Consider the following 21,367-nt stretch of genomic DNA (forward strand, 5'->3'; position numbering starts at 1 on the left):
GCAAGTGCCGAACGGCATCGGCCGCAAGCCTTCCCCATTAGAGAGAGGGGACAAGCCGTCCCCGAGCGCGCAAGAAACGGGCGCATAGGGGCCCAAGGGAGAATGAGGACCATGTCCGAACGACAGGAAACCAGGCTGGACGTGCGCGACGGGATCGCGACACTGACGCTGCATCGGCCAGACAAGCTGAACGCCTTCACCGGGCGCATGATGCACGAGATCCTTTCCGCCTTCGACGAGACCGATGCCCGCGACGATGTGAAGGTGGTGATCGTGACCGGCGCCGGGCGCGCCTTCTGCGCCGGGGCCGATCTGTCCGCCGGGGCCGACACCTTCGACTACGACGCCCGCACCGACGACCAGAGTTGGGCGGACGGCGAATCCCCCGTCCGCGCCGACGGCACGGTCGATTATTCGAAGGAAGCCGTGCGCGACGGCGGCGGCCGCTGCACGCTTCGCATCTTCGAAAGCCTGAAGCCGGTCATCGGCGCGATCAACGGCCCGGCGGTCGGGATCGGGGCGACGCTGCAACTGCCGATGGACATCCGCATCGCCTCCACCGATGCGAAGTTCGGCTTCGTCTTCACCCGCCGGGGCATCACCCCCGAGGCCTGCTCCAGCTGGTTCCTGCCGCGCCTCGTCGGCATTTCCCGCGCCATGGAATGGTGCGCGACCGGGCGGGTGTTCGGCGCGGAAGAAGCGCTGGCGGGCGGCCTCGTCCGGCAGGTGGTGGCGCCCGGCGAGCTGCTGCCGGCGGCCACCGCCCTCGCCCGTGAGATCGCCGACAACACCGCCCCGGTCTCGGTCGCGCTGACGCGGCAGTTGCTGTGGCGCATGCTGGGCGCGGACCATCCGATGGAGGCGCACAAGATCGACAGCCGTGCCATCTACGCGCGCGGGCGGCAGGGGGATGCCCGCGAAGGGGTGATGAGCTTCCTGGAAAAGCGGCCGGCCGTCTATCCGGACAAGGTCTCGACGGACATGCCCGACTTCTTCCCCTGGTATGAGCCGCGCCCCTATGAATGAGCCGAGCGCAAAGCCGGCTCCGACGCTGGCGCGTTACGCCGGCGCCGAACCGCCGGCGCCGCAATGGTTCCGCGACGCCGTCGACACCCCGCACGAACGCAGCCGGGTGGAGGTGGAAGGCGCGGACATCGAATGGCTCGGCTGGGGCGAACGCGGGCGCCCCGGCCTTCTGTTCCTGCACGGCAACGGCGCGCATGCCGACTGGTGGCGGTTCACCGCGCCCTTCTTCGCCCAAACCCACCGCGTCGCCGCGCTGAGCTGGAGCGGCATGGGCAATTCCGACCATCGGCCAGCCTATACCATGGAATTGTTCGTCGCGGAGATCCTGGCCGTCGCGCAAGCGGCGGGCCTGCTGGACCATGGCCCTTTCACCGTGGTCGGGCACAGCTTCGGCGGCTTTCCGATGATGGCGCTCGCCAGCCGGCCGGACGCGCCGCTGAAGCAGGCGATCATCCTCGACACGCCGTTCGACCAGGAGCAGCGCCGCCGCCCGCGCGACACCGGTGGAGACGCGAGGCCGCACCATGTCTATCCCACCATGGCGGAGGCGTTGGCCCGTTTCCGCTGGGCGCCGCCGCAACCCACCACCAACGACTATATCGCGGACTTCATCGCCCGCCTGTCGCTGAAGCCGGTAGAAGGCGGCTTCACCTGGAAGTTCGACCCCTTCCTGTGGAGCGATTTCGAAAGGCGCGACAGCAGCGACCCGCTCCGCTCCCCCCATTGCCCCGTGGCGCTGTTGTGGGGCGAGCGCTCGGAACTGGTGAACGCCGGGCTGGTCGCCGACATGATCGGGCGGCTGCCGGCGAGCACGCGCCTTGTCCCGATCCCGGAAGCGTATCACCATGTGATGGCGGACCAGCCGCTGGCGCTGCTGACAGCCTTGAGAGGCCTATTCGCATGATAACTGAACCACCCTTCCAGCGCATCGGCGATCTGGTGCGCGCCCATGCAGCGGCCCGGCCGGAAGCCCCCGCCATCACCGTTTCCGGCCACAGTCTGAACTGGGCGGAACTGGCAGCGCGCGCCAACCGTGTCGCCGCCAGCCTGCAGCGCGACGGCCTGCGGCCGGGGCAGGCGATCGCCATCGTCAGCTTCAGCAACACCGATTATGTCGCGCTCTATCTGGGCGCGCTGATGGCCGGCGTCGCGGTTGCGCCCATGCCGCCTTCCGCGACGCCGGAACAGCTTCAGGCGATGGTGGCGGACAGCGGGGCGCCGCTGCTGTTCCTCGACGCGGCGAACGCGCAGGCGCTTTCCCATCTCGATTTCGGCGCCCGGCGGATCGGCATCGAGGCGTTGGACGACTGGCTCTCCGGAGAGCAGCCCGCTCTGCTCGCCGTCGACGACGAGACGCTGCTGGCGATGCCCTTCAACATCATCTATTCGTCGGGCACCACCGGCGTTCCCAAGGGCATCATCCACAGTTGGCGGATGCGCTGGTCGCATCTCGTCGGCGGCGCGGCGGTCGGCTATGGGCCGGACAGCGTCGCGCTGCTGGCGACCCCGCTCTATTCCAACACCACGCTAGTCGCGGCGCTGCCGGCACTCGCCTGGGGCGGGCATCTGCTGCTGATGCCGAAGTTCGACGCGCAGGGCTTCCTGCAACTGGCGCAGGATGCGCGCGCCACCCATTCCATGCTGGTGCCGGTGCAATATCGCCGCATTATGGACCTGCCGGACTTCGACCGTTTCGACCTTTCCAGCTACCGGCTGAAGCTCTGCACCTCCGCCCCGTTCCCCGCCGAACTGAAGGCGGAAGTGCTGAAGCGCTGGCCCGGCGGCCTCATCGAATATTGGGGCATGACGGAAGGCGGCGGTGGCACCGTGCTGGTCGCCCATGCTTTCCCGGACAAGCTTCACACCATAGGCCAGCCCTTCCCCGGCACGGAAATCCTGATCGTGAAGGACGACGGCACGGAAGCGCAAACCGGCGAGGTAGGGGAGATGATTGGCTTTTCCGACGCCACCATGAGCGGCTACGCCAACCGTCCGGAAGCGACCGAGGCTGCGCGATGGCGGCATCCGGACGGGCGCATCTTCATCCGAACCGGAGACCTCGCCCGCCGCGACGCGGACGGCTTCATCGAACTGGTCGGCCGCGCCAAGGACATGATCATCTCGGGCGGCTTCAACATCTACCCGATCGACATTGAGCAGGTGCTGGCCGAACATCCGCATGTGAAGGATGCGGCGGTGGTCGGCATCCCCAGCCGCGCCTGGGGCGAAAGCCCGGTCGCCTTCGTGGTGGCGCCCGGAGCCGAGCCCGAAGCGCTGCGGCAATGGGCGAACGAACGGCTGGGCAAGGTGCAGCGCCTCGCCGCCCTGCAACTGACTGACGAGCTTCCGCGCAGCGCCATCGGCAAGATATTGAAGCGCGAACTGCGCGATCGCTGGCAGGGCGAGATCCCCTGACCTTCGCCGACAGGCTGGCCGGCGCCGCTGAAAGCCGAGACTCGCATCGGCGACAGTTTTTTGCTTGACCTGGAGCGTGCTCCAGCAAGTACGCCTCTCCGCATCAAGGAGTGTTCGCCCATGAGGATCAGCGACCTTGCTGCAAAAAGCGGCCTCAGCCCCGATACCATCCGCTATTATGAGCGGATCGGATTGATGCCGCAATCCGTCAGGGACGGCGGCGGGCGGCGGAGCTATGGGGCGCAGGATCTCGCCTGGGCATCCTTCCTTCAGAAACTGCAAGCGATCAACATGCCGATGCGCGACCGCCTCGAATACAGCCGCCTGCGCGCCCGAGGCGACGCGACGCTGCGCGCCCGCCGGGAAATGCTCGAAACCTACCGCGCCGCGCTTGTCGCCCGACAGGCCGAGTTGGCCGGCCTCGTCGCCACGCTCGATGCCAAAATCATCCACTATCATGAAATGGAAGGGACGGTCGAAGATGATGGATCGCCGCACAGCCATGACCGGGGCGGCTGCGCTGCCCCTCTCGATCGACCCGGCGGCCGCCCGAACGCCCATGCCGGATGATCGCTACCGGCGGGGCCTCGCGCAACTCGAAGCGGTCAGCGGGGCGCAGGGCGCGGCGGTCGTCCAGAGCCTCGACGATATCGCCCCCGATCTCGGGCGCTATATTGTCGAGTTCGCCTACGGCGACATCTTCATGCGGCCCGGCCTCGACCTGAAAATCCGGGAAATCGCGACGGTGGCCGCCTTGACCGCGATGGGCACCGCGCAACCCCAGCTTAAGGTCCACATACAGGCGGCTTTGCGGGTGGGCGCGACGCGGGAAGAGCTGGTCGAGACCATCGTGCAGATGGTCCCCTATGCCGGCTTTCCCGCCGCGCTCAATGCCATTGCCGTCGCGCGGGATGTTTTTGCCGACGCATGAAGGCTAAGCCGCCGGAACAGCGGGGGCAGGTTCGAGGAGCCCGAGCCCGGCGCTATTGCGGGAAAGAGCCGTTTCGCCTGAGCGCCTCGCCGGCCAGATGCAGCGAACCGCCGATCAGCACGCGGCTCACGCCTTCCACCAGCGCAAGCGCCTCCTCCAGCCCGTCGGCGCGGTCCGCCTTCATGCCGCTGGCGATCGCCAGCGCCGCAAGCCTCTCGGGCGGTTCGTGGCTGTGGCCGGGGATCGGCACCATGGTCATGCGGGTGCCGCGCGGGAAGGCGCGGATGAAACCGGCATGGTCCTTGGTCGGCAACATCCCCATCACGATGTGCAGCGGAGCGCCTTCGGCGGCGTAGAAAGCCGCCAGCGCCTTGCCGGCGGAAGGGTTGTGCCCGCCGTCCACCAGCAGTTCCGAGCCCGGCGGCAGGGCGGCCGGCAGCGGCCCGGCCGGAAGCCTCTGCAACCGGGCCGGCCACTGCGCCCAGCCCATCGCCGAACGCAAGGCGCTGTCAGGCACGGACAGGTCTTGCTGCGCCCGCAGCATGGCGATCGCCAGCGCAGCATTGTCCGCCTGGTGCGCGCCGGGGAGCTTCGGCAGCGGCAACTTCAGCGCCTCCTCGTCCGTCACCCGCTTGAACAGCAGCTGGCCTTCATAGACGCCCGCATCCCACGCTTCGCCGCGCAGCATCAGCTTCGCGCCTCTGGGCACCGCCACTTCCGCCACCGCCGAGGCGATCGCCTTCGGATATTTCTGCGTGACGAGCGGCACGCCCTTCTTGGCGATTCCGGCCTTCTCGCCGGCGATGTGGCGCAAGGTCGGCCCCAGGATCGCCACATGGTCGAGCGCCAGACTGGCGATCCCCGTCGCCACCGGCTTCGGCACGACATTGGTGGAATCTAGCCGCCCGCCCAGCCCCACTTCCAATATGGTTGCGTCGGCCGGGGTGGCCGCGAACAGCAGGAAAGCCGCCGACGTCAGCACCTCGAAGAAGGAAATGGGCTGGCCGGCGTTGAAGCGCAGCACTTCCGCCAGCGCTTCCGAAAACTCCTCGTCGGAAACCAGCGTTCCGGCCAGCCGGATGCGTTCGTTCACCCGCACCAGATGCGGCGAGGTGAAGCTGTGCACCCGATGCCCGGACGCTTCCAGCGCCGCCCGCAGGAAGGCGGTGGTCGAGCCCTTGCCGTTGGTGCCCGCCACATGGAACACCGGCGGCAGCTTCAGATGCGGGCTGGCCATGCGCTTCAGCAGCCGCTCGATCCGGTCGAGCTTCAGGTCCACCCCCTTCACCTGCTGCGCCCCGGCGGCTCTCAGCAGGCGGTCGAGAACCGGATCGTCCGAACGGGCGAAGTCAGCGGGCTGCAGGCTCATATGATCGGGGTCAGGCCTTCATCAGGTGGCGGATGAGATTGCCCAGCGTGCCGGCGAGATCGTGGCGCTTCACCACCATGTCCACCATGCCATGCTCCAGCAGATATTCGGCGCGCTGGAAGCCCTCGGGCAGCTTCTGGCGGATGGTCGATTCGATGACGCGGGCGCCGGCGAAGGCGATCAGCGCCCCCGGCTCGGCGATATGCACGTCGCCCAGCATCGCGTAGCTGGCGGTGACTCCGCCCGTCGTCGGGTCGGTCAGCACCACGACATAGGGCAGCCTCGCGTCCTTCAACTCGGCGATGGCGACGGTGCTGGCCGGCATCTGCATCAACGACAGGATGCCTTCCTGCATCCGCGCGCCGCCGGCGGCGGTGAACATCACGAAGGGGCAGCGCGCCTCGATCGCGGCGCGGGCGCCGGCCACAAAGGCGGCCCCCACCGCGATCCCCATGGAGCCGCCCATGAAGGCGAAATCCTGCACGCCCACCACCGCCTGCTGCCCCTTGATGGCGCCCTTCGCCAACAGCAGGGCGTCCGTCTCTCCGGTCGCGGCGCGGGCGGCCTTCAGCCGGTCGGGGTAGCGTTTCTGGTCCTTGAACTTCAGCGGGTCTTCCGGCGGCGCCGGCGCTTTCAGGCGCTGATAGGCGCCCTCGTCGAACAGCATGTCGAAGCGCGCGACCGCGCCGACGCGCTCATGGTGGCCGCATTCGGGGCAGACCGACAGATTGGCCTCGAACTCCTTCGTGTAGAGCATCGCGCCGCAGCTCTTGCACTTGGTCCAGAGGTTGTCGGGCGTCTCGCGCCGGGCGATGAAGCCGGTCAGCCGCTGGCGGGAGCGTGTGAGCCAGCTCATGCCGCAGTCTCCTTCCTCGCGCCCCGGACAGCCCGGGACAGGGTGGATACGAAGGCCTCGACCTCGCCCGGAATATCGTTCGACTGGCGGTCGTGCGCCGCGCCGATCCGCTCGACGATGGCCGAACCGACGACGACGGCGTCCGCGTGCGCGGCGATCGCCTCCGCCTGCTCCGGCGTCTTCACCCCGAAGCCGACGGCCACGGGCAGATCGGTCGCCGCTTTCAGCCGGCGAACGGCGGCGGCGACATCGGCGGCGGCCGCGCTCTGCTGGCCGGTGACGCCGGCAACCGCGACATAATAGAGGAAGCCGGACGCGCCATCGAGCACGGTGGGAAGCCGCGCGGCATCCGTCGTCGGCGTGGCGAGGCGGATGAGGTGCAACCCTTCCAGCGACAGTTCCTGCCGCTCTTCCGGCGGCAGGTCGACGAGGATCACTCCGTCCAGCCCGGCGGCGGAGGCGTCCGCCGCGAAGCCGGGGCCATAGGCCAGAACCGGGTTCAGATAGCCCATCATCACCAGCGGAGTCGCCTCGTCCGTCGCGCGGAATTCGCGGACGATGGCCAGCAGTTTCCGCACGCTCATACCCGCGCCCAGCGCGCGGATGTTGCCGGCCTGGATCGCCGGCCCATCGGCCATCGGATCGGTGAAGGGCATGCCGATTTCGATGAGGTCGGCGCCGCCCCGCACCAGCGCGTGCAGGATCGGCACGGCGAGGTCCGGAGTCGGGTCGCCGCCGCTGATGAAGGTGACGAGCCCGGCGCGGCCCCGGATCGCGGCGAAGCGACTGGCGATGCGGTCCGTCACAATTGCACCCCCAGTTCGGCGGCGACGGTGAAGATGTCCTTGTCCCCCCGGCCGGAGAGGTTGACGAGGATGATCTTCTCCTTCGCCATCCCCGGCGCGGCCTTCGCCGCCCAGGCGATGGCGTGCGCGGATTCGAGCGCGGGGATGATACCCTCCACCCTGGCGAGCAACTGGAAGGCGTCGAGCGCCTCGGCGTCTGTGATGCCTTCGTAGCGCACCCGGCCGATGGAATGCAGCCACGCATGTTCCGGGCCGATTCCGGGATAGTCGAGCCCGGCCGAGATCGAGTGCGCCTCGGTGATCTGCCCGTCCGCGTCCTGAAGCAGATAGGTCTTGTTGCCGTGCAGCACGCCGGGGCGGCCGCCGGCGAGGCTGGCGGCGTGGGCGTCCGTATCCAGCCCCTTGCCCGCCGCCTCGATCCCCACCAGCTCCACCGGATCGTCGAGGAAGGGGTGGAACAGGCCGATGGCGTTGGAGCCGCCGCCGACCGCGGCCACCGCCACATCGGGCAGCCGCCCTTCCGCTTCCAGCAGCTGTGCCTTCGCCTCTTCGCCGATCACCTGCTGAAAGTCCCGCACCAGTTCTGGATAGGGGTGCGGGCCGGCGACCGTCCCGATGATGTAGAAAGTGTCGTGGACGTTCGTGACCCAGTCGCGAAGCGCCTCGTTCATGGCGTCCTTCAGCGTCTGCGAGCCGGAGGAGACGGAGCGCACCTCGGCGCCGAGCAGCTTCATGCGGAACACATTGGGCGCCTGCCGCTCGATGTCGCGCGCGCCCATGAAGATGGTGCAGGGCAGGCCGAAGCGGGCGGCGACGGTCGCGGTGGCCACGCCATGCTGACCGGCGCCGGTCTCGGCGATGATCCGCGTCTTGCCCATGCGCTTCGCCAGCAGGATCTGGCCGATGCAGTTGTTGATCTTGTGCGCGCCGGTGTGGTTCAGTTCCTCGCGCTTCAGATAGATTTTCGCGCCGTTCAGATGCCGGGTCAGCGGCTCGGCGAAATAAAGCGGGCTGGGCCGGCCGACATAATGCTTCAGCAGATAATCCAGCTCGGCGCGGAAGGCGGGATCGGCCTTGGCGGCTTCATATTCGCGCTCAAGGTCGAGGATCAGCGGCATCAGCGTTTCGGCGACGTAACGGCCCCCGAACTGGCCGAAGTGGCCATTCGCATCCGGGCCGGCGCGAAGCGCGGCGGGCTTGGTGGTTTGAATGTCAGGCACGGCGTGCGGCTTCCACGAAAGCGGCGATCTTTGCAATATCCTTCATACCCGGCGCGCTTTCCACGCCCGAGGAAACATCGACCAGCGGCGCTCCTGTGCGGGCGATCGCCTCGCCGACGCTTTCCGCCGTCAGCCCGCCAGCCAGCCCCCAGGCCATGCTCGGGCGGGCATCCGCCAATATGCGCCAGTCGAAGCGCAGGCCGTTGCCGCCGGGCAAGGTAGCGCCTTCGGGAGGCTTCGCGTCCAGCAGCAGCAGGTCGGCCGCCGAGAAGCGGCGGGCGGCTTCAGCCACGTCGGCCGCCGTCTTCACGCCCACCGCCCTCCAGACCGGAAGGCCGAAGCGCGCCTTCAGCGCCGCCACCCGCTCCGGCCCCTCGGCGCCCTGCAATTGCAGCGCGCCCAGCGCTCCGGCGGAGACCGCCGCTTCGATCAGCGCGTCATCGGCGTCCACGAACAGCCCCACTTTCAAGAGATGCGGGGCGCGGGCCGCCAGCGGCCGCGCCTCTTCGGGGGTCAGCGCGCGCGGGCTGGGGGGGAAGAAGACGAAACCGCAGGCGTCCGCCCCGGCGGACAGGGTCGCCACCAGCGCTTCGGGAGAAGTGATCCCGCAAATTTTCACCCGTGTCCGCATGATGGCCCTAAAGCGTGTCGGCGATCGCCGCCGCGGCCGAGGCCGGATCCTGCGCTGCCGTGATGGGGCGGCCGATCACCAGCAAGGTCGCGCCGGCCGCCAGCGCCTCCGCCGGCGACATCACCCGCTTCTGGTCGCCCAGTTCCGCGCCGGCCGGGCGGATGCCCGGCACCACGAACAGGCCGTTCGCCCATTGGGCCTTCAGCTCCGCCACTTCATGCGCGGAACAGACCACGCCATCCAGCCCCGCCTCGCGCGTGAGGGCCGCCAGCCGCCGCACCTGCGCCGCCGGATTGCCGAACACGCCGATCCCGGACAAATCGGCTTCGTCCATGCTGGTCAGCACGGTAACGGCGATCAGCTTCGCGCCCGGCGGCCGAACGGCCTCGGCGGCCTGCATCATCCGCAAGCCGCCGCCAGCATGCACATTCACGATGGCGAGATCGAGGACGGAGAGCGACTTCAAGGCGCCGGATACCGTGTTCGGAATGTCGTGCAGCTTCAGGTCCAGAAAGATCGGAAGCCCTACGCGGCCCATGCGCCGCACCCCGCCCGGCCCGTTCGCCATGAAGAACTCAAGGCCCAGCTTCAGCCCGCCTACATAAGGCTTCACGGCGCGGGCCAGACGTTCGGCATGCTCGATGTCGGGCGTGTCCAGCCCGACATAGATGGGGTTCTGCGCCACGCCTCAGGTGCCCGGAGGCGGCGCGGGCTGCGCGGCGGAAACGGCCGGCGGGCGCAGCAGCTCCACCTTGGCCTGCGCCAGTTCCGTTTCCGTCTTGCCGAGGCTCGCCTCCAGCTTCTGCACGCGGCGGCGCAGCATCATCCGGTCGGTGGAGAGCCAGGCCCAGATGGGCACGAAGCCCAGCGCGAACGCCAGCAGGATCATCAGCGGCAACCAGACGTCAAACTGCTGGAAGCCGAGGTTCACCGGCACGAAAATGCTGTTCGCCACCGAGAAGAGTGTCAGCCCCGCGACCAGCAGGGCAATCAGGATTGCACGGACCGTATTCATATTTCCCCCTCCTGCGCCGGGATTCCGCTCGCTTCAAGCCCTGTCTTCAACGCTTCTACGGCCGCGGCCAGCCGGTCCTCGTCAACGGAACGCAGCACGAAGTTCGCCCCGCCCTTGCCTTCCCGCCAGAAGGGGTAGGAACCGACCTGCACGCCCTCATGGCTGTCCTGCACATGCGCCAGAAGCTCCGCCACCTGGCTTTCCTGCGCCCAGGCGCCGACCGCTCGGGAAATCACCGGGCGCCCGCCGGCCAGCTTGCCGTCCAGCCCGCGCAGCATACCCTGGGTGATCTTGGGCACGCCGGCCATGATGAACAGCCGGCCGCAGCGGATTCCGGGCGCGCCCGTCTCCGGGTTCGGGATCAGTTCCGCGCCTTCGGGCACGCGGGCCATGCGCAGGCGCGCCTCGGTGATGCGGTCGCCATAGTAGCGCTTCAATATGTCCACCGCCTGCGGATGGAGCACCGCCGGCACGCCCAGGGCCACCGCCACAGCGTCCACGGTGATGTCGTCATGCGTCGGGCCGATGCCGCCGGTGGTGAAGACATAGTCATGGGCGCCGAGGCAGGCGTTCACCGCTTCGCCGATCGCCGCCATGTCGTCGGCCACGACCCGCGCTTCCTTCAGGCGGATGCCCTGGATGTTCAGCCATTTCGCCAGATAGGCGAGGTTCGCGTCCTGCGTCCGGCCCGACAATATCTCGTCGCCGATGATCACCAGCGCCGCTGTCCAGATCTTTTCCGAGGTGCCGCCTTCGCCCATGCCATTGCCCTAACGCAGGCCGCCCACTAAATCCATGGGCTGAAAGAGCCCATGCCATGACCGATATCGACCTCGACGCCGACGACCGCACCATAGTGATCCACGACGAAGCCGGCTTCGCCGGCATGCGCGCGGCCGGGAAACTGGCGGCCGAGGTGCTGGACATGCTGGCGCCGCACGTCCGCCCCGGCGTGCCGACCATCGAGCTGGACCGGCTCGCCTATGAGTATGTCGTCTCGAAGGGCGGCGTTTCCGCCACCATCTTCTACCGCGGCTATTCGCATGCGCTGTGCACCAGCATCAACCATGTGATCTGCCACGGCATTCCCGGACCCAAGCCGTTGCAGAACGGCGACATCCTGAACATCGACGTGACGGTGGTGCTGGACGGCTGGCATGGCGACACCAGCCGCATGTATCTGGTGGGCGATGTGCCGCTGAAGGCCCGGCGCCTAGTCGACCTGACCTATGAAGCGCTGATGATCGGAATCGAGCAGGCGAAGCCCGGCAACAGCGTCGGCGACATCGGCGCCGCCATCCAGCGCCATGCGGAAAAGCACCGCCTGTCGGTCGTGCGCGACTTCTGCGGCCATGGGCTTGGCCGGCGCTTCCACATGGCGCCGAACATCGTCCACGCCGGCCGCGCCGGCGACGGGCCCGAGCTTCGCCCCGGCATGTTCTTCACCATCGAGCCGATGCTGAACCTGGGCCGGGCGGACGCCAAGATCCTGGACGACGGCTGGACGGCCGTGACTCGCGACCGTTCGCTGTCCGCCCAGTTCGAACATTCGATCGGAATCACCGAAGACGGCTGCGAGATCTTCACCCTCTCGCCCGGCGGCCTTCACCGCCCGCCCTACGCCGGCTGACGATGCCGCCCCGGCAGTTGCGCGAGACGCCGGGGCTGTTCGATGGCGCCGAGCCCGACCCAGCCCGCAAGAACGGGCATCGCGATCGCATGCGCCAGCGCCTGCTGGAAGGCGGCGCGGACGGTTTCCACGATTATGAGCTGCTGGAATATCTGCTGGCGCTCGCCATTCCCCGCCAGGACGTTAAGCCGCTGGCGAAGGAACTTCTGGCCCAGTTCGGCGACCTGCCGGCGGTGATGGCGGCTTCGCCCGGCGAGCTGAGGCGGGTGAAGGGCGTCGGCGAAAGCGTCGCCGCCGCGTTGAAGTTCGTGGAGGCATTGTCCGTCCGCCAGTTGCAAAGGAAGGCGCTGGACAAGCCCCTGCTCTCCAGCTTCGAGGCGGTGACCGACTATCTGCACGCCCGCCTCGCGCATGAATTGACCGAGGAGTTCCGCGTGCTCTTCCTCGACAACCGGAACCGCCTGGTGCGCGACGAGAAGTTCGGCGAAGGCACGGTCAACCAGGCGCCGGCCTACCCGCGCGAGATCGTCAAGCGGGCAATGGAATTGCAGGCGTCGGCGGTGATCCTGGTGCACAACCACCCCACTACCCCCTTTTCGATCCCGCTGGATCACGCTCAATACCGCTGAAACACCAGTGGTTTAGCCGATTTTTGTAGGTTGCGTAGAGGGGGCGGTTATGGCAAATTGGGGGCGGTTGAAGGGGTAGAATTCGGCTTTCCGCTCCCAGCAAACGATCCCCGTTTCTCCTCGACCGATCCCAGTTGCGGAAGAGGAGGAAGTGCAATGCCAAGCCTGACCGACACCGCCATCCGACATGCGCTGAAGCGGGTCGAGATGAGTCAGAAGCAAGAAAACCTCGCCGACGGCGAAGGGCGCGGCACAGGCCGTCTCGTCCTCGTCCTGAAGCCTATGCCCAAGCGCGTGACAGCGGACTGGATGGCCCAGCAGTGGCGCGACGGGAAGCGAACCAAGAAGAAGCTCGGCGCCTACCCGTCAATGACGCTCGGCCAGGCCCGTGAGATTTTCAAACGCGACTATGCAGATGTGATCCAGAAGGGTCGAAGCATCAAGATCGCCACCGACACGCGCCCCGGCACCGTCGCCGATCTTTTCGAGGGTTATGTCACGTCGCTGAAGGCCGCGAACAAACCCTCCTGGAAGGAAACCGAAAAGGGTCTGAACAAGATTGCCGATACGCTCGGGCGCAATCGTCTCGCCCGCGAGATCGAGTCCGAGGAAATCATCGAACTGATCCGCCCGATCTATGACCGCGGCGCCAAGTCGATGGCCGATCACGTACGATCCTATATCCACGCCGCGTTTAGCTGGGGCATGAAGTCCGACAACGATTATCGCCAGCAATCCGCTCGGCGCTTCCGCATCCCGTTCAATCCAGCAGCAGGCATCCCGACCGAGCCCAAGGTCCAGGGCACGCGCTGGCTCGATGAGGACGAGTGGGTCCAACTCTATCGGTGGTTGGAGTGCCCCGATACGCCTGTCCATCCTCCCTACACCCGCGCGGTCCGTATCCTCATGCTGACCGGTCAGCGGGTCGAGGAGATCGCGAACCTTCACATCGATCAGTGGGACGCTAAGGAGAAGATTATCGACTGGTCTAAGACCAAGAACGACCAGCCCCATGCCGTTCCGGTGCCGGATCTGGCCGCAGAACTGATCTCATCAATCAACGTCAACGAGTACGGCTGGTTCTTCCCGTCGGCCAAGGATCCCTCCAAGCCCGTCAGCCATGGCACGCTCTATTCGTTCATGTGGCGCCAGCGGGATCGTGGCGTGATTCCCTACGTGACGAACCGCGATCTGCGTCGAACCTTCAAGACACTCGCCGGAAAGGCAGGCGTGCCCAAGGATATCCGCGACCGCCTGCAGAACCACGCCTTGCAGGACGTCAGCTCAAAGCACTACGACCGCTGGAACTACATGGTGGAGAAACGTGCCGGCATGGCAAAATGGGACAAATTCGTCCGCGTCATGCTTGCGAAGAAGCGCATGAAGGCGGCGGCATGAGCCACCGGCCTCTCCTTCTTGCCGGCATGCTTGTTTTCCTCTGCTCGGTCGCGCCCGCCTATGCGGACCCGTGCAACGCACCTCTGCCAGCCCAAGCTGGCGTGCAGTTCTCTGGCACGGTTCGCTATGTCGGCGATGGCGACAGCCTATGCGTAGGCAAGACGGCCGACCACAACGCGTGGATCGAGGTCAGGCTTGCCGACTTCAACGCCCCCGAGCTCCACGAAGACGGCGGGGCTCAAGGAAAGGTCGCGCTCGAACGCATTGCTCTTCACCGTGAGGTGACATGCACGACGGAGCGCGGCCGCAGCAGGCGCGTGATCTCATTCGATCGGGTCATTGCCCGCTGCCGTGTCGGCTCTCAGCCCATTGGTGACATGCTGCGCCAAGCCGGAGCGCCGGAGGGCGGCAACTGATGCCGGTCTCAACTATTGACTTAACATAGCCTGGAAGCTATATGGATTGGGACGTCAGACTGCATGATGCCTTCGAGGCGGAGTTTCAGGCCTTCGCGAACGAGGTGCAGATGGAAATGCTCGCACTCGCAAAGCTGCTGGCCGAATTCGGGCCGCAACTTGGTCGACCTTACGTCGATACGCTGAAGGGCTCGAAGCATGCCAACATGAAGGAAATGCGCTTTTCAGCGGCCGATGGCGAGTGGCGAACCGCGTTTGCCTTCGACCCAGAGCGAAACGCAATCCTGCTTGTAGCGGGTGACAAGTCGGGCGGAAGTCAGAAGCGCTTTTACAAGCAGCTTATCGCAAAGGCGGATAAGCGGTTTTCCGACCATCTGGAAAACGTGAAATCTGCGAAGAAGGGATGATCCTATGGGACGGAGCCTCGACGAGGTCATAGCTTCCCTGCCCCGCCACCAGCAGGAGCAGATTGAAGCGCGCTATGACGAGCTTCGGCAGGAGGTCGAAGGACTCCGCGAGTTGCGGCAGATCGCCGGCAAGGCCCAGGAAGATGTCGCGACAGCCCTGAACATCAAGCAACCGTCCGTTTCCAAGATCGAGAACCAGGCGGATATGTATCTCTCGACGCTGCGTAGCTACGTCGAGGCGATTGGCGGGAAGCTCGAACTAACGGTGAAGCTGCCGGCCCGGCCGCCGGTAAGGATCGAACATCTTGGCGACCTCACTCAGCCGGCCACGAAAGCGTCAAGTCGGAGGGCTGGGCCTCGACGGAGGACCGCTTGAGCCCTCAGACGATTGCTCGGCTTCTGGCTTCCATGAACGCGGGCCGCCTGCTGGTTGTCTGCGGTGCTGGGCTATCAATGGCGCCGCCGAGCAGCCTGCCATCTGCACGCACGGTCGCCGAGCGCTGTTTCGACAAATACCGTCTCGAATCGGATCCGAACTGCGACCCTGTGCTTCGGGATAATCTTGAGGCGCTCGCTGAGCACTTTGCCGGCCTCAGCACCTTGCAGTCGGTCTTCATCGAACATCTGGTGCCTTGGCGCGCTTTCGTGCGCCCTTCAAACACAGGGCACGCCGCAATTGCCGACTTCCTTATCACCCGTGCCGCCGTTGCGGGGATATCTAGCAACTACGACACTCTCATCGAACGTCGCGCATGGGACTATGGCGCTGACTTCCGCGGCTCGCTCGACGGCGACGAGGCCATCGGCGACGCCATTCGTCAGGCACCGTTGCTGAAATTCCACGGCTGCTCCCACCGCGATAGACCGTCCACCGTCTGGGCGCCGTCGCAACTCGACGATCCGACCATCTCCGCCCGCATCGCCCGAAGCAAGGTGTGGATGGCAGCGAACCTTCGGCACAAGGATCTTCTCGTCGTCGGGTTCTGGTCGGACTGGGAATATCTTAACGCCGTAATCGGCGAAGCCCTGATAGACGTGCAGCCTCTCTCTGTAACGGTAATCGATCTCTCGCCGACAAATGCACTTGAGCAGAAGGCGCCGCAGCTATGGCAGATAGCGCACGCGCAAAACGTGACCTTCGAGCATGTTCAGGAGTCGGGGGCCATGGCTTTGGACGAGCTTCGCCGCGCATTCTCATCAAACTATTTGCGTCAAGTTCTGGATGCTGGACGGGCGGCCTTCGAGCGAGCGACCGGGGTCGCCTGCGATCCGGCATGGCTCGAAATCGGAAATTTCGACAGCGAGGCGCTGTATGGCCTGAGGCGCGATGCGGAAGGCATTCCGGCGGCGGAGCCGGCGAAGCTGCTGCGCCCCGGCAGTCCGGAAGCGCTGGGCTTTTTCCACCTGCTGCTACGCCAGGCTGGAGCCGTACAACGCGCTGATGGTTATGAGCTAAACGGTCGAAGCATTCGCGTCATCAACGGGGCCCAGTCCGTCCTCGGGACGATGCGTGGAAAGTTTGTTGAACCACCCGCTGCGATGCAGTCGGACATTGTTGTCGCCGTCGGCGCGACCGACTTGGGGGTGCCGGGCAACGTGGTTCGCAGCGGGCGCGCAGGCGACGTCATTCGTCCTGACGCGGCGGGCGAATGGTTCGATCTACCTGGGGCAAGAGCGGCGTTGGGCATCTGATGGACATCTTCACACAAGTCGAAATCGTCCTTCGCGACGCCCAGTACGAGACCTGGACATGGGCTGGCTCCGCCGGCCCCGTAACCTGCTTCGAGAACGCGGCGCTGATAGGGTTCGTCCATGTCTTCGACACGGCGGACGCCCTCCTCGGTGATTGGAAAGCAAATCAACAGGTTGCGCTCGCTCGTCATGCCGCATCGTTGCGCGGCGCCGGAGCGAAGGCCTGGAACGTTTATTCGGTCTTGCTGACTCCCGATCAGGATCCGCGCCGCGGACGGGATATCGAGCGGATCGAAGAGGATTTCTCTCTAACGCGAAAGATCGCAAGAGCCTCGGTCACGACAACGGAAGATGTCGAAAAGGCTTTGCTGCCGTTGCTCTCGATCCGCTCGAAACCTCTGCTCGGCGCGTCTAACTTCGAGACCAGACTTCGCACCCGGCTCAAAGATATTCCGCCGGACGCCGTCACTGCTTTCCTCAATGATACGTCGCCCGCAGAGGTCGCTCGAATATTGGGAGCGACCTCATGAGGCTCGATTTCATCGAAATATGTGGCTTTCGCGGGTTCAGGGATCTCGTCCGAATTAACTTCGGTCGTGGCTTCACCGTCATCACCGGACGCAACGGCGTGGGCAAGAGCACCCTATGCGATGCTGTCGAGTTCGCGATTATCGGCTCCATCGACAAATACGCCGTCGAAAAAGCCGCGAAGGAGAGCCTTAGCGATTATCTCTGGTGGCGGGGCGAAGGCGTGCCCAAAGCCCACTACGTGACTGCCTCGTTTATCGACGATGACGGAAAGCCATTCACCATCACGCGCACTCGGGAGTCCGGCTCCGATCGTTCGCCAGAGGAGATCCAAGCCGCGCTTTGCCGCGGACCGGCGCCGGACGACGCGCTTCGTCAGCTCACCCGGACGTCGATCATCCGCGACGAATGGATCGCGGCGCTCAGCTTGGACCTAACCGAAACGGAAAGGTTCGATCTCGTCCGATCGGCACTCGGCGCAGTGGAAGGCTCAGAAGCGGGCAGTAGAGCGAAGGAAGTCGTGGCCGCCGCCGAAGCTGCCCACTCGAAGGATGAAGCCGCCTATGATGCTGCTCGCACCCGGCTGGCGGACAGGCTTACGCAGCAGTCCGAGACGCAAGCAGCCCTGAGCCGATCCGGCGACGTCTCCGCCGCACTTAATGTGATCGCTGCAGCGGCGCCAGATGCGCCCCCCGAGCTGACTGCTCGGCTATCCGCAGGCCGAAATGCGTTGGCCAACGCGCGCGCCCGGCTGGCACGGATGGGGGAAGCGCTTCAACTCGGTCGTGAAGTCGCAGCGACCCAGGCGGCCTTCAACGCTCCGGAGGCGCTTGCTGAACGCGAGGCTGCATCGGCTGCGCATGAGACCGCCCAGCGCGAACACGCGGCCGCCCAGAAAACCATTTCGGATGCCGAAGAGCGCCTCGGCCGTGAGGAAGAGGTTGACGCGATCGCGGCCTCTCTGAGCATTCTCGTGGAGCACGGTGAGCGCCTCGGATTGCACGACGATCATTGCCCACTTTGTGCTGCCCATCGGACGTCGGATGAATTCGCAGCAGGCCTAGCCGCGGCCCGGTATCGGATTACTTCGCTTGCGTCGGGTGTTCAGGGAGCCCGCGATGCTCTCGCGGCTGCCAAAGAGAACGCCCGACAACCGAACCTCGCCCTCAAGGCGGCGGCCGCTGCAATCGAAGCTCACGCAGACGAGTTGCGCCGGTTGCGCGAGGAGGAAGCCGAGCATGTCGATTTCTACACGCAGTGGGGTCTCGATCACCGCTTCATTCAAGACCCTGATGGCCTGGAGCAGGCGATCTCTGTCGAACGGGACCGTTTGATAGATCTTGAGCGTGCGCTCCTCGTGCTGGAGGCTTCGCAAGCTGTGTCGCGGATGTCGTCGATTGAAAGCAACATCACGGCGCTGCGGGCCGATATCGAAAAGCTTGCCAACGCGGTCAGTCAATCGCAAAACGCCGTCACAGCTGCCCGTGAAATCGAACGCTCGGTCAGGCGTGTGAGCGCCGAAATTATTGATGAGCGTCTCGCTCAGATCAGTCCACTCCTCAACGAACTGTATCAGCGCCTGCGACCGCATGCCGACTGGCGGACAATCGATTATAGCATTCGTGGCGACGTGCGGCGTTTCCTCAGCCTCAAGGTCGGGGACGGCCTAAACCCGCAATTTGTCTTCAGTAGCGGCCAGCGTCGCGCAGCAGGTCTCGCCTTCCTTCTCTCGGTCCACCTTGCTCGGGCGTGGACACCACTCAGGTCCCTTCTGCTCGATGACCCCGTTCAGCACATCGACGATTTCAGAGCCCTTCACCTAGTCGAAGTGCTAGCCGCTCTGCGCTTGGACGGGCGCCAGATCATTTGCGCCGTCGAAGACCCCGCGCTGGCCGATCTGCTGTGCCGGCGCTTGGTAAGCACCGCGACGGAGGGAGGCCGGCGTCTTGACATCGACCTTGGACCGCTCGGCGCCACAAGCGTGGTCATTGAGCAGGAAGTTCATCCTATGCCGGTCGGCGTTCTACGTGGCGTCGCCACTGCATGACGGCCGAGAGCGCGCAAATCGAACTTCCGGCGCAGCACGAGCGTCAAGCGCACGGTCCTTGGAGCGACCTAGCGCTCCATACCATCGGTTGGCGCGCGTTTCAGGATCTCTGCTCGCAGGTATGCGAGGTCGTGCTCGGCCAGCCCGTGGAAATCTTCCGCGAAGCCCAGGACGGTGGGCAGGACGCGGTTTTTCTCATCCCCTCGGGAAGCGACGCGCCGCCGATCGGTACGATCCAGTGCAAGCATACGTCGGAGGCCTCAAAGGCCCTGAAGGCGAGCGATCTCACCGCCGAGATCGATAACGTCGAAGAGCTGGTGAAGGCCGGCCAGGCAGACACCTATGCCTTCATGACCAATATGAGCGTGGATGCACCCGTCGCAGCCGCCATGCGCGTCAGGCTTCGCGCGCTCGGCGTGCGCAAGCCGCACATTCTCGGCCGCCAGTACATCGTTCGGGTCATCAGGAGTAGTGCGCGCCTGCGCGCGCTTGTCCCGCAGGTCTACGGCCTGGGGGATCTAACATCGATCGTCGACGAAAGGCTCAGCGAACAGAGCCGTGCGCTGCTCGACAGCTGGATTCCGAAGCTTCGCACCTATGTTCCTACCAAGGCCCATCGCGACGCGATCAACGCGATTTCCAACCATGGCGTGGTGCTGCTGCTCGGCAACCCGTCCAGCGGTAAGTCTGCGATTGGTGCCATCATCTCGACAATCGCTTCGGAAAACCCCGACAACACCGTCCTCGCTTTGACCAGCCCTCGCGATTTCGAGGCGGGCTGGAATCCAAACGACCCGGGCCGCTTTTTCTGGATCGACGACGCCTTTGGCTCGAATGTGCTGCGCGACGATTACGTGCAGGACTGGACGTCGGCCTTCTCGAAGCTGAGGGCGGCGATTAAGCACGGTAACCGTTTTCTCCTGACCTCCCGCAAGCACATCTACGAGGCGGCGCGACGCCGGCTCGGGCAGCGCAACCTTGCGCAGTTCGCTGATGGCGGCGCTGTGGTCGATGTCGGCGAACTGACCTTTGAGGAGAAGGCGCAGATACTCTACAATCATTTGAATTTTGGCGAACAGAGCCAAAGCTGGCGTTCAACCGTCAAGCCCCACCTCGCCGCGGTCGCTGCCGTTCGCGACTTCCTCCCCGGCATCGCCGAGCGTCTCGGCGACCCGAACTTTACCAAGGGCCTGGCGCCGCGCGAGAGTTCGCTCGTTCGCTTTATGGAGGAGCCGACAGAACATCTGATCGACACCGTCAACGCCTTGGACGATCAGCTGCAAGCCGCGCTCATCCTCGTTTATGTGCATCAGACCGGTTTCGATTCCAGCGACCATGACGCTTCAGCCGCACAAGCGGTCGCAGAACTGACGGGCTACACTCTCACCAAGATTCAGGATTGTTTCGCAGAGCTGAAAGGCTCCTTCCTGAAACTCTCCGGCACGAGATGGACCTTTGCACACCCTACGATTTCCGACGCCCTGACCGAGATTTTGCGCCAGAAGCCGCACATGATGGCGGCGCTCATTCGAGGAGCGACAATCGATACCATCCTCAGCAGCTTCAGTTGCGAGGGCTCGCCCGTTATTCGAGATGCGCTTATCATCCCGACCACTCTCGACGACGCTTTAGTCGCAAGGCTCGGCCGCACCCCCGACGAATTGCATCGCAACTGGATGCTGTTCCACTTCCTGTCCTACCGCGCCAGCGAGGCTGTTTTCGCAAAGGCGATTCAGCAGTCTCCGAATTTGCTTCAGCGCTCCTGCTGGCAATCCGACCTGGCCGGCAACGATCCCAGAATTGCCGCTTACGCTCGAGCCCATCATCTCGGTATCTTGCCCGACGATCTGCGTTCGGAGGTGGCCGAAAAACTCGAATTTGCTGCGCTCACAGACCTTGATGTCTCCTTCTTTGACGAAGAAGAAATACTGGCGCTCATCCCGCCGCTGCGTCTCGTAGGCCTCGGGCTGGCTTTGCGAGCAACGATTTTGCCGTCGCTAGAAGATCGCATCGACGAGATCACCGCGGACGCTGATCTGGACGAAGAGCCTGACAGTCATTTCAAAAAGCTTCTCGATGTGCTTGATCGCGTCGAGGCGATCGGTATCGACGCCGACGCTACGGCCGTCATCGACGACGCGCGCGACCAGGTGAAGCGTTCGGTTGAGGCACTCGAAGAACGCAAGCGGGAACGTGATGAACAATCTAAAGATGAGACGGACTGGACGCATATCGTAACGCAGAAGAAGGAAGAGACGCCACCTCCTTCCGCCGCCACCACTAAGAAGCGTTCGGTATTCGACGACGTCGATAAATGATTCCTAGATCGGTGGAGGATGATCGTCGGCTGC

General features: G+C 65.1%; 23 protein-coding genes. 15 read left to right on the top strand and 8 right to left on the bottom strand.

Translation table 11 applies throughout. The features are described from left to right. Positions 1–111: 111 nt before the first annotated feature. From L6Q21_RS00510 to L6Q21_RS00530, 5 genes are all read left to right on the top strand, one after another. Positions 112–1,026, top strand: coding sequence for a crotonase/enoyl-CoA hydratase family protein (locus L6Q21_RS00510; RefSeq protein ID WP_237828434.1), 915 nt, complete (start codon positions 112–114; stop codon positions 1,024–1,026). Further along, positions 1,019–1,930 (top strand): alpha/beta fold hydrolase, encoded by a 912-nt coding sequence (locus L6Q21_RS00515; RefSeq protein ID WP_237828436.1) that lies wholly within the window; start codon positions 1,019–1,021, stop codon positions 1,928–1,930. Before L6Q21_RS00510 ends, L6Q21_RS00515 begins: the two co-directional genes overlap by 8 nt. Further along, on the top strand, positions 1,927–3,441 hold the full coding sequence (locus L6Q21_RS00520) for a class I adenylate-forming enzyme family protein (protein ID WP_237828437.1): 1,515 nt from the start codon (positions 1,927–1,929) through the stop codon (positions 3,439–3,441). Before L6Q21_RS00515 ends, L6Q21_RS00520 begins: the two co-directional genes overlap by 4 nt. A gap of 120 nt (positions 3,442–3,561) precedes the next feature. Further along, positions 3,562–4,011 carry a MerR family transcriptional regulator gene (locus L6Q21_RS00525; protein ID WP_237828439.1) on the top strand — a complete coding sequence of 150 codons (450 nt, stop codon included), beginning with the start codon at positions 3,562–3,564 and terminating at the stop codon, positions 4,009–4,011. After that, positions 4,001–4,372, top strand: a complete 372-nt coding sequence (locus L6Q21_RS00530) for a carboxymuconolactone decarboxylase family protein (RefSeq protein WP_237828441.1) — start codon at positions 4,001–4,003, stop codon at positions 4,370–4,372. Before L6Q21_RS00525 ends, L6Q21_RS00530 begins: the two co-directional genes overlap by 11 nt. 52 nt (positions 4,373–4,424) lie before the next feature. Here the strand turns inward: L6Q21_RS00530 and L6Q21_RS00535 are convergent, their stop codons facing one another. The 8 genes from L6Q21_RS00535 to L6Q21_RS00570 are packed head-to-tail and all read right to left on the bottom strand — an operon-like array spanning position 4,425 to position 11,030. Then, a complete protein-coding gene (locus tag L6Q21_RS00535) occupies positions 4,425–5,741 on the bottom strand; it encodes a bifunctional folylpolyglutamate synthase/dihydrofolate synthase (RefSeq protein WP_237828443.1) in 1,317 nt (438 codons plus the stop codon). Positions 5,742–5,751: 10 nt separating this feature from the next. Further along, complete coding sequence (gene accD / locus L6Q21_RS00540) at positions 5,752–6,597, bottom strand: acetyl-CoA carboxylase, carboxyltransferase subunit beta (RefSeq protein WP_237828444.1); 846 nt, start codon at positions 6,595–6,597, stop codon at positions 5,752–5,754. Further along, positions 6,594–7,403: a tryptophan synthase subunit alpha gene (gene trpA, locus L6Q21_RS00545; protein WP_237828449.1), complete on the bottom strand. Its 810-nt coding sequence runs from the start codon at positions 7,401–7,403 to the stop codon at positions 6,594–6,596. Before trpA ends, accD begins: the two co-directional genes overlap by 4 nt. After that, positions 7,400–8,623 (bottom strand): tryptophan synthase subunit beta, encoded by a 1,224-nt coding sequence (gene trpB / locus L6Q21_RS00550; RefSeq protein ID WP_237828451.1) that lies wholly within the window; start codon positions 8,621–8,623, stop codon positions 7,400–7,402. Before trpB ends, trpA begins: the two co-directional genes overlap by 4 nt. Continuing rightward, on the bottom strand, positions 8,616–9,254 hold the full coding sequence (locus L6Q21_RS00555; RefSeq protein WP_237828453.1) for a phosphoribosylanthranilate isomerase: 639 nt from the start codon (positions 9,252–9,254) through the stop codon (positions 8,616–8,618). The genes trpB and L6Q21_RS00555 overlap by 8 nt, the downstream gene beginning before the upstream one ends. A 7-nt stretch (positions 9,255–9,261) precedes the next feature. Beyond that, the gene (gene pyrF / locus L6Q21_RS00560) at positions 9,262–9,939 is read right to left on the bottom strand and encodes an orotidine-5'-phosphate decarboxylase (protein WP_237828455.1); all 678 of its coding nucleotides are present in this window, start codon (positions 9,937–9,939) and stop codon (positions 9,262–9,264) included. Between the two features lie 3 nt (positions 9,940–9,942). Continuing rightward, complete coding sequence (locus L6Q21_RS00565) at positions 9,943–10,269, bottom strand: LapA family protein (protein WP_237828456.1); 327 nt, start codon at positions 10,267–10,269, stop codon at positions 9,943–9,945. Continuing rightward, positions 10,266–11,030, bottom strand: a complete 765-nt coding sequence (locus L6Q21_RS00570) for a competence/damage-inducible protein A (protein ID WP_237828458.1) — start codon at positions 11,028–11,030, stop codon at positions 10,266–10,268. Before L6Q21_RS00570 ends, L6Q21_RS00565 begins: the two co-directional genes overlap by 4 nt. Before the next feature lie 56 nt (positions 11,031–11,086). Here L6Q21_RS00570 and map point away from each other — a divergent pair, with 56 nt between their 5' ends. The 10 genes from map to L6Q21_RS00620 all read left to right on the top strand — a co-directional run bounded on the left by map (position 11,087) and on the right by L6Q21_RS00620 (position 21,334). Continuing rightward, positions 11,087–11,899 carry a type I methionyl aminopeptidase gene (gene map, locus L6Q21_RS00575; RefSeq protein WP_237828460.1) on the top strand — a complete coding sequence of 271 codons (813 nt, stop codon included), beginning with the start codon at positions 11,087–11,089 and terminating at the stop codon, positions 11,897–11,899. 2 nt (positions 11,900–11,901) lie between these two features. Next, positions 11,902–12,528 (top strand): JAB domain-containing protein, encoded by a 627-nt coding sequence (locus L6Q21_RS00580; protein WP_237828462.1) that lies wholly within the window; start codon positions 11,902–11,904, stop codon positions 12,526–12,528. A 156-nt stretch (positions 12,529–12,684) separates the two neighbouring features. Beyond that, entirely contained in the window at positions 12,685–13,926 is a 1,242-nt protein-coding gene (locus L6Q21_RS00585; RefSeq protein WP_237828465.1) for a tyrosine-type recombinase/integrase, read from the top strand. Continuing rightward, the gene (locus L6Q21_RS00590) at positions 13,923–14,342 is read left to right on the top strand and encodes a thermonuclease family protein (protein ID WP_237828467.1); all 420 of its coding nucleotides are present in this window, start codon (positions 13,923–13,925) and stop codon (positions 14,340–14,342) included. The genes L6Q21_RS00585 and L6Q21_RS00590 overlap by 4 nt, the downstream gene beginning before the upstream one ends. Positions 14,343–14,383: 41 nt before the next feature. After that, the gene (locus L6Q21_RS00595) at positions 14,384–14,749 is read left to right on the top strand and encodes a type II toxin-antitoxin system RelE/ParE family toxin (RefSeq protein ID WP_237828469.1); all 366 of its coding nucleotides are present in this window, start codon (positions 14,384–14,386) and stop codon (positions 14,747–14,749) included. A 4-nt stretch (positions 14,750–14,753) separates the two neighbouring features. Next, positions 14,754–15,125, top strand: a complete 372-nt coding sequence (locus L6Q21_RS00600; protein WP_237828471.1) for an XRE family transcriptional regulator — start codon at positions 14,754–14,756, stop codon at positions 15,123–15,125. Positions 15,126–15,157: 32 nt separating this feature from the next. Further along, positions 15,158–16,441: an SIR2 family protein gene (locus L6Q21_RS00605; protein WP_237828478.1), complete on the top strand. Its 1,284-nt coding sequence runs from the start codon at positions 15,158–15,160 to the stop codon at positions 16,439–16,441. Further along, complete coding sequence (locus L6Q21_RS00610) at positions 16,441–16,971, top strand: hypothetical protein (RefSeq protein ID WP_237828479.1); 531 nt, start codon at positions 16,441–16,443, stop codon at positions 16,969–16,971. The genes L6Q21_RS00605 and L6Q21_RS00610 overlap by 1 nt, the downstream gene beginning before the upstream one ends. Continuing rightward, complete coding sequence (locus tag L6Q21_RS00615; protein WP_237828481.1) at positions 16,968–19,016, top strand: ATP-binding protein; 2,049 nt, start codon at positions 16,968–16,970, stop codon at positions 19,014–19,016. The genes L6Q21_RS00610 and L6Q21_RS00615 overlap by 4 nt, the downstream gene beginning before the upstream one ends. After that, the gene (locus tag L6Q21_RS00620; protein WP_237828484.1) at positions 19,013–21,334 is read left to right on the top strand and encodes an nSTAND3 domain-containing NTPase; all 2,322 of its coding nucleotides are present in this window, start codon (positions 19,013–19,015) and stop codon (positions 21,332–21,334) included. Before L6Q21_RS00615 ends, L6Q21_RS00620 begins: the two co-directional genes overlap by 4 nt. Positions 21,335–21,367 lie beyond the last annotated feature (33 nt).

It is taken from the genome of Sandaracinobacteroides sayramensis, assembly GCF_022014495.1.
GTDB lineage: Bacteria > Pseudomonadota > Alphaproteobacteria > Sphingomonadales > Sphingomonadaceae > Sandaracinobacteroides > Sandaracinobacteroides sayramense.

What these genes read in the sequence shown, in the direction of transcription:
- L6Q21_RS00510 (WP_237828434.1), top strand. Translation starts at nt 112, where the DNA reads ATGTCCGAACGACAGGAAACCAGGCTGGACGTGCGCGACGGGATCGCG.
- L6Q21_RS00515 (WP_237828436.1), top strand. Translation starts at nt 1,019, where the DNA reads ATGAATGAGCCGAGCGCAAAGCCGGCTCCGACGCTGGCGCGTTACGCC.
- L6Q21_RS00520 (WP_237828437.1), top strand. Translation starts at nt 1,927, where the DNA reads ATGATAACTGAACCACCCTTCCAGCGCATCGGCGATCTGGTGCGCGCC.
- L6Q21_RS00525 (WP_237828439.1), top strand. Translation starts at nt 3,562, where the DNA reads ATGAGGATCAGCGACCTTGCTGCAAAAAGCGGCCTCAGCCCCGATACC.
- L6Q21_RS00530 (WP_237828441.1), top strand. Translation starts at nt 4,001, where the DNA reads ATGCCGGATGATCGCTACCGGCGGGGCCTCGCGCAACTCGAAGCGGTC.
- L6Q21_RS00535 (WP_237828443.1), bottom strand. Translation starts at nt 5,741, where the DNA reads ATGAGCCTGCAGCCCGCTGACTTCGCCCGTTCGGACGATCCGGTTCTC.
- accD (WP_237828444.1), bottom strand. Translation starts at nt 6,597, where the DNA reads ATGAGCTGGCTCACACGCTCCCGCCAGCGGCTGACCGGCTTCATCGCC.
- L6Q21_RS00555 (WP_237828453.1), bottom strand. Translation starts at nt 9,254, where the DNA reads ATGCGGACACGGGTGAAAATTTGCGGGATCACTTCTCCCGAAGCGCTG.
- L6Q21_RS00565 (WP_237828456.1), bottom strand. Translation starts at nt 10,269, where the DNA reads ATGAATACGGTCCGTGCAATCCTGATTGCCCTGCTGGTCGCGGGGCTG.
- L6Q21_RS00570 (WP_237828458.1), bottom strand. Translation starts at nt 11,030, where the DNA reads ATGGGCGAAGGCGGCACCTCGGAAAAGATCTGGACAGCGGCGCTGGTG.
- map (WP_237828460.1), top strand. Translation starts at nt 11,087, where the DNA reads ATGACCGATATCGACCTCGACGCCGACGACCGCACCATAGTGATCCAC.
- L6Q21_RS00580 (WP_237828462.1), top strand. Translation starts at nt 11,902, where the DNA reads ATGCCGCCCCGGCAGTTGCGCGAGACGCCGGGGCTGTTCGATGGCGCC.
- L6Q21_RS00585 (WP_237828465.1), top strand. Translation starts at nt 12,685, where the DNA reads ATGCCAAGCCTGACCGACACCGCCATCCGACATGCGCTGAAGCGGGTC.
- L6Q21_RS00590 (WP_237828467.1), top strand. Translation starts at nt 13,923, where the DNA reads ATGAGCCACCGGCCTCTCCTTCTTGCCGGCATGCTTGTTTTCCTCTGC.
- L6Q21_RS00595 (WP_237828469.1), top strand. Translation starts at nt 14,384, where the DNA reads ATGGATTGGGACGTCAGACTGCATGATGCCTTCGAGGCGGAGTTTCAG.
- L6Q21_RS00600 (WP_237828471.1), top strand. Translation starts at nt 14,754, where the DNA reads ATGGGACGGAGCCTCGACGAGGTCATAGCTTCCCTGCCCCGCCACCAG.
- L6Q21_RS00605 (WP_237828478.1), top strand. Translation starts at nt 15,158, where the DNA reads ATGAACGCGGGCCGCCTGCTGGTTGTCTGCGGTGCTGGGCTATCAATG.
- L6Q21_RS00610 (WP_237828479.1), top strand. Translation starts at nt 16,441, where the DNA reads ATGGACATCTTCACACAAGTCGAAATCGTCCTTCGCGACGCCCAGTAC.
- L6Q21_RS00615 (WP_237828481.1), top strand. Translation starts at nt 16,968, where the DNA reads ATGAGGCTCGATTTCATCGAAATATGTGGCTTTCGCGGGTTCAGGGAT.
- L6Q21_RS00620 (WP_237828484.1), top strand. Translation starts at nt 19,013, where the DNA reads ATGACGGCCGAGAGCGCGCAAATCGAACTTCCGGCGCAGCACGAGCGT.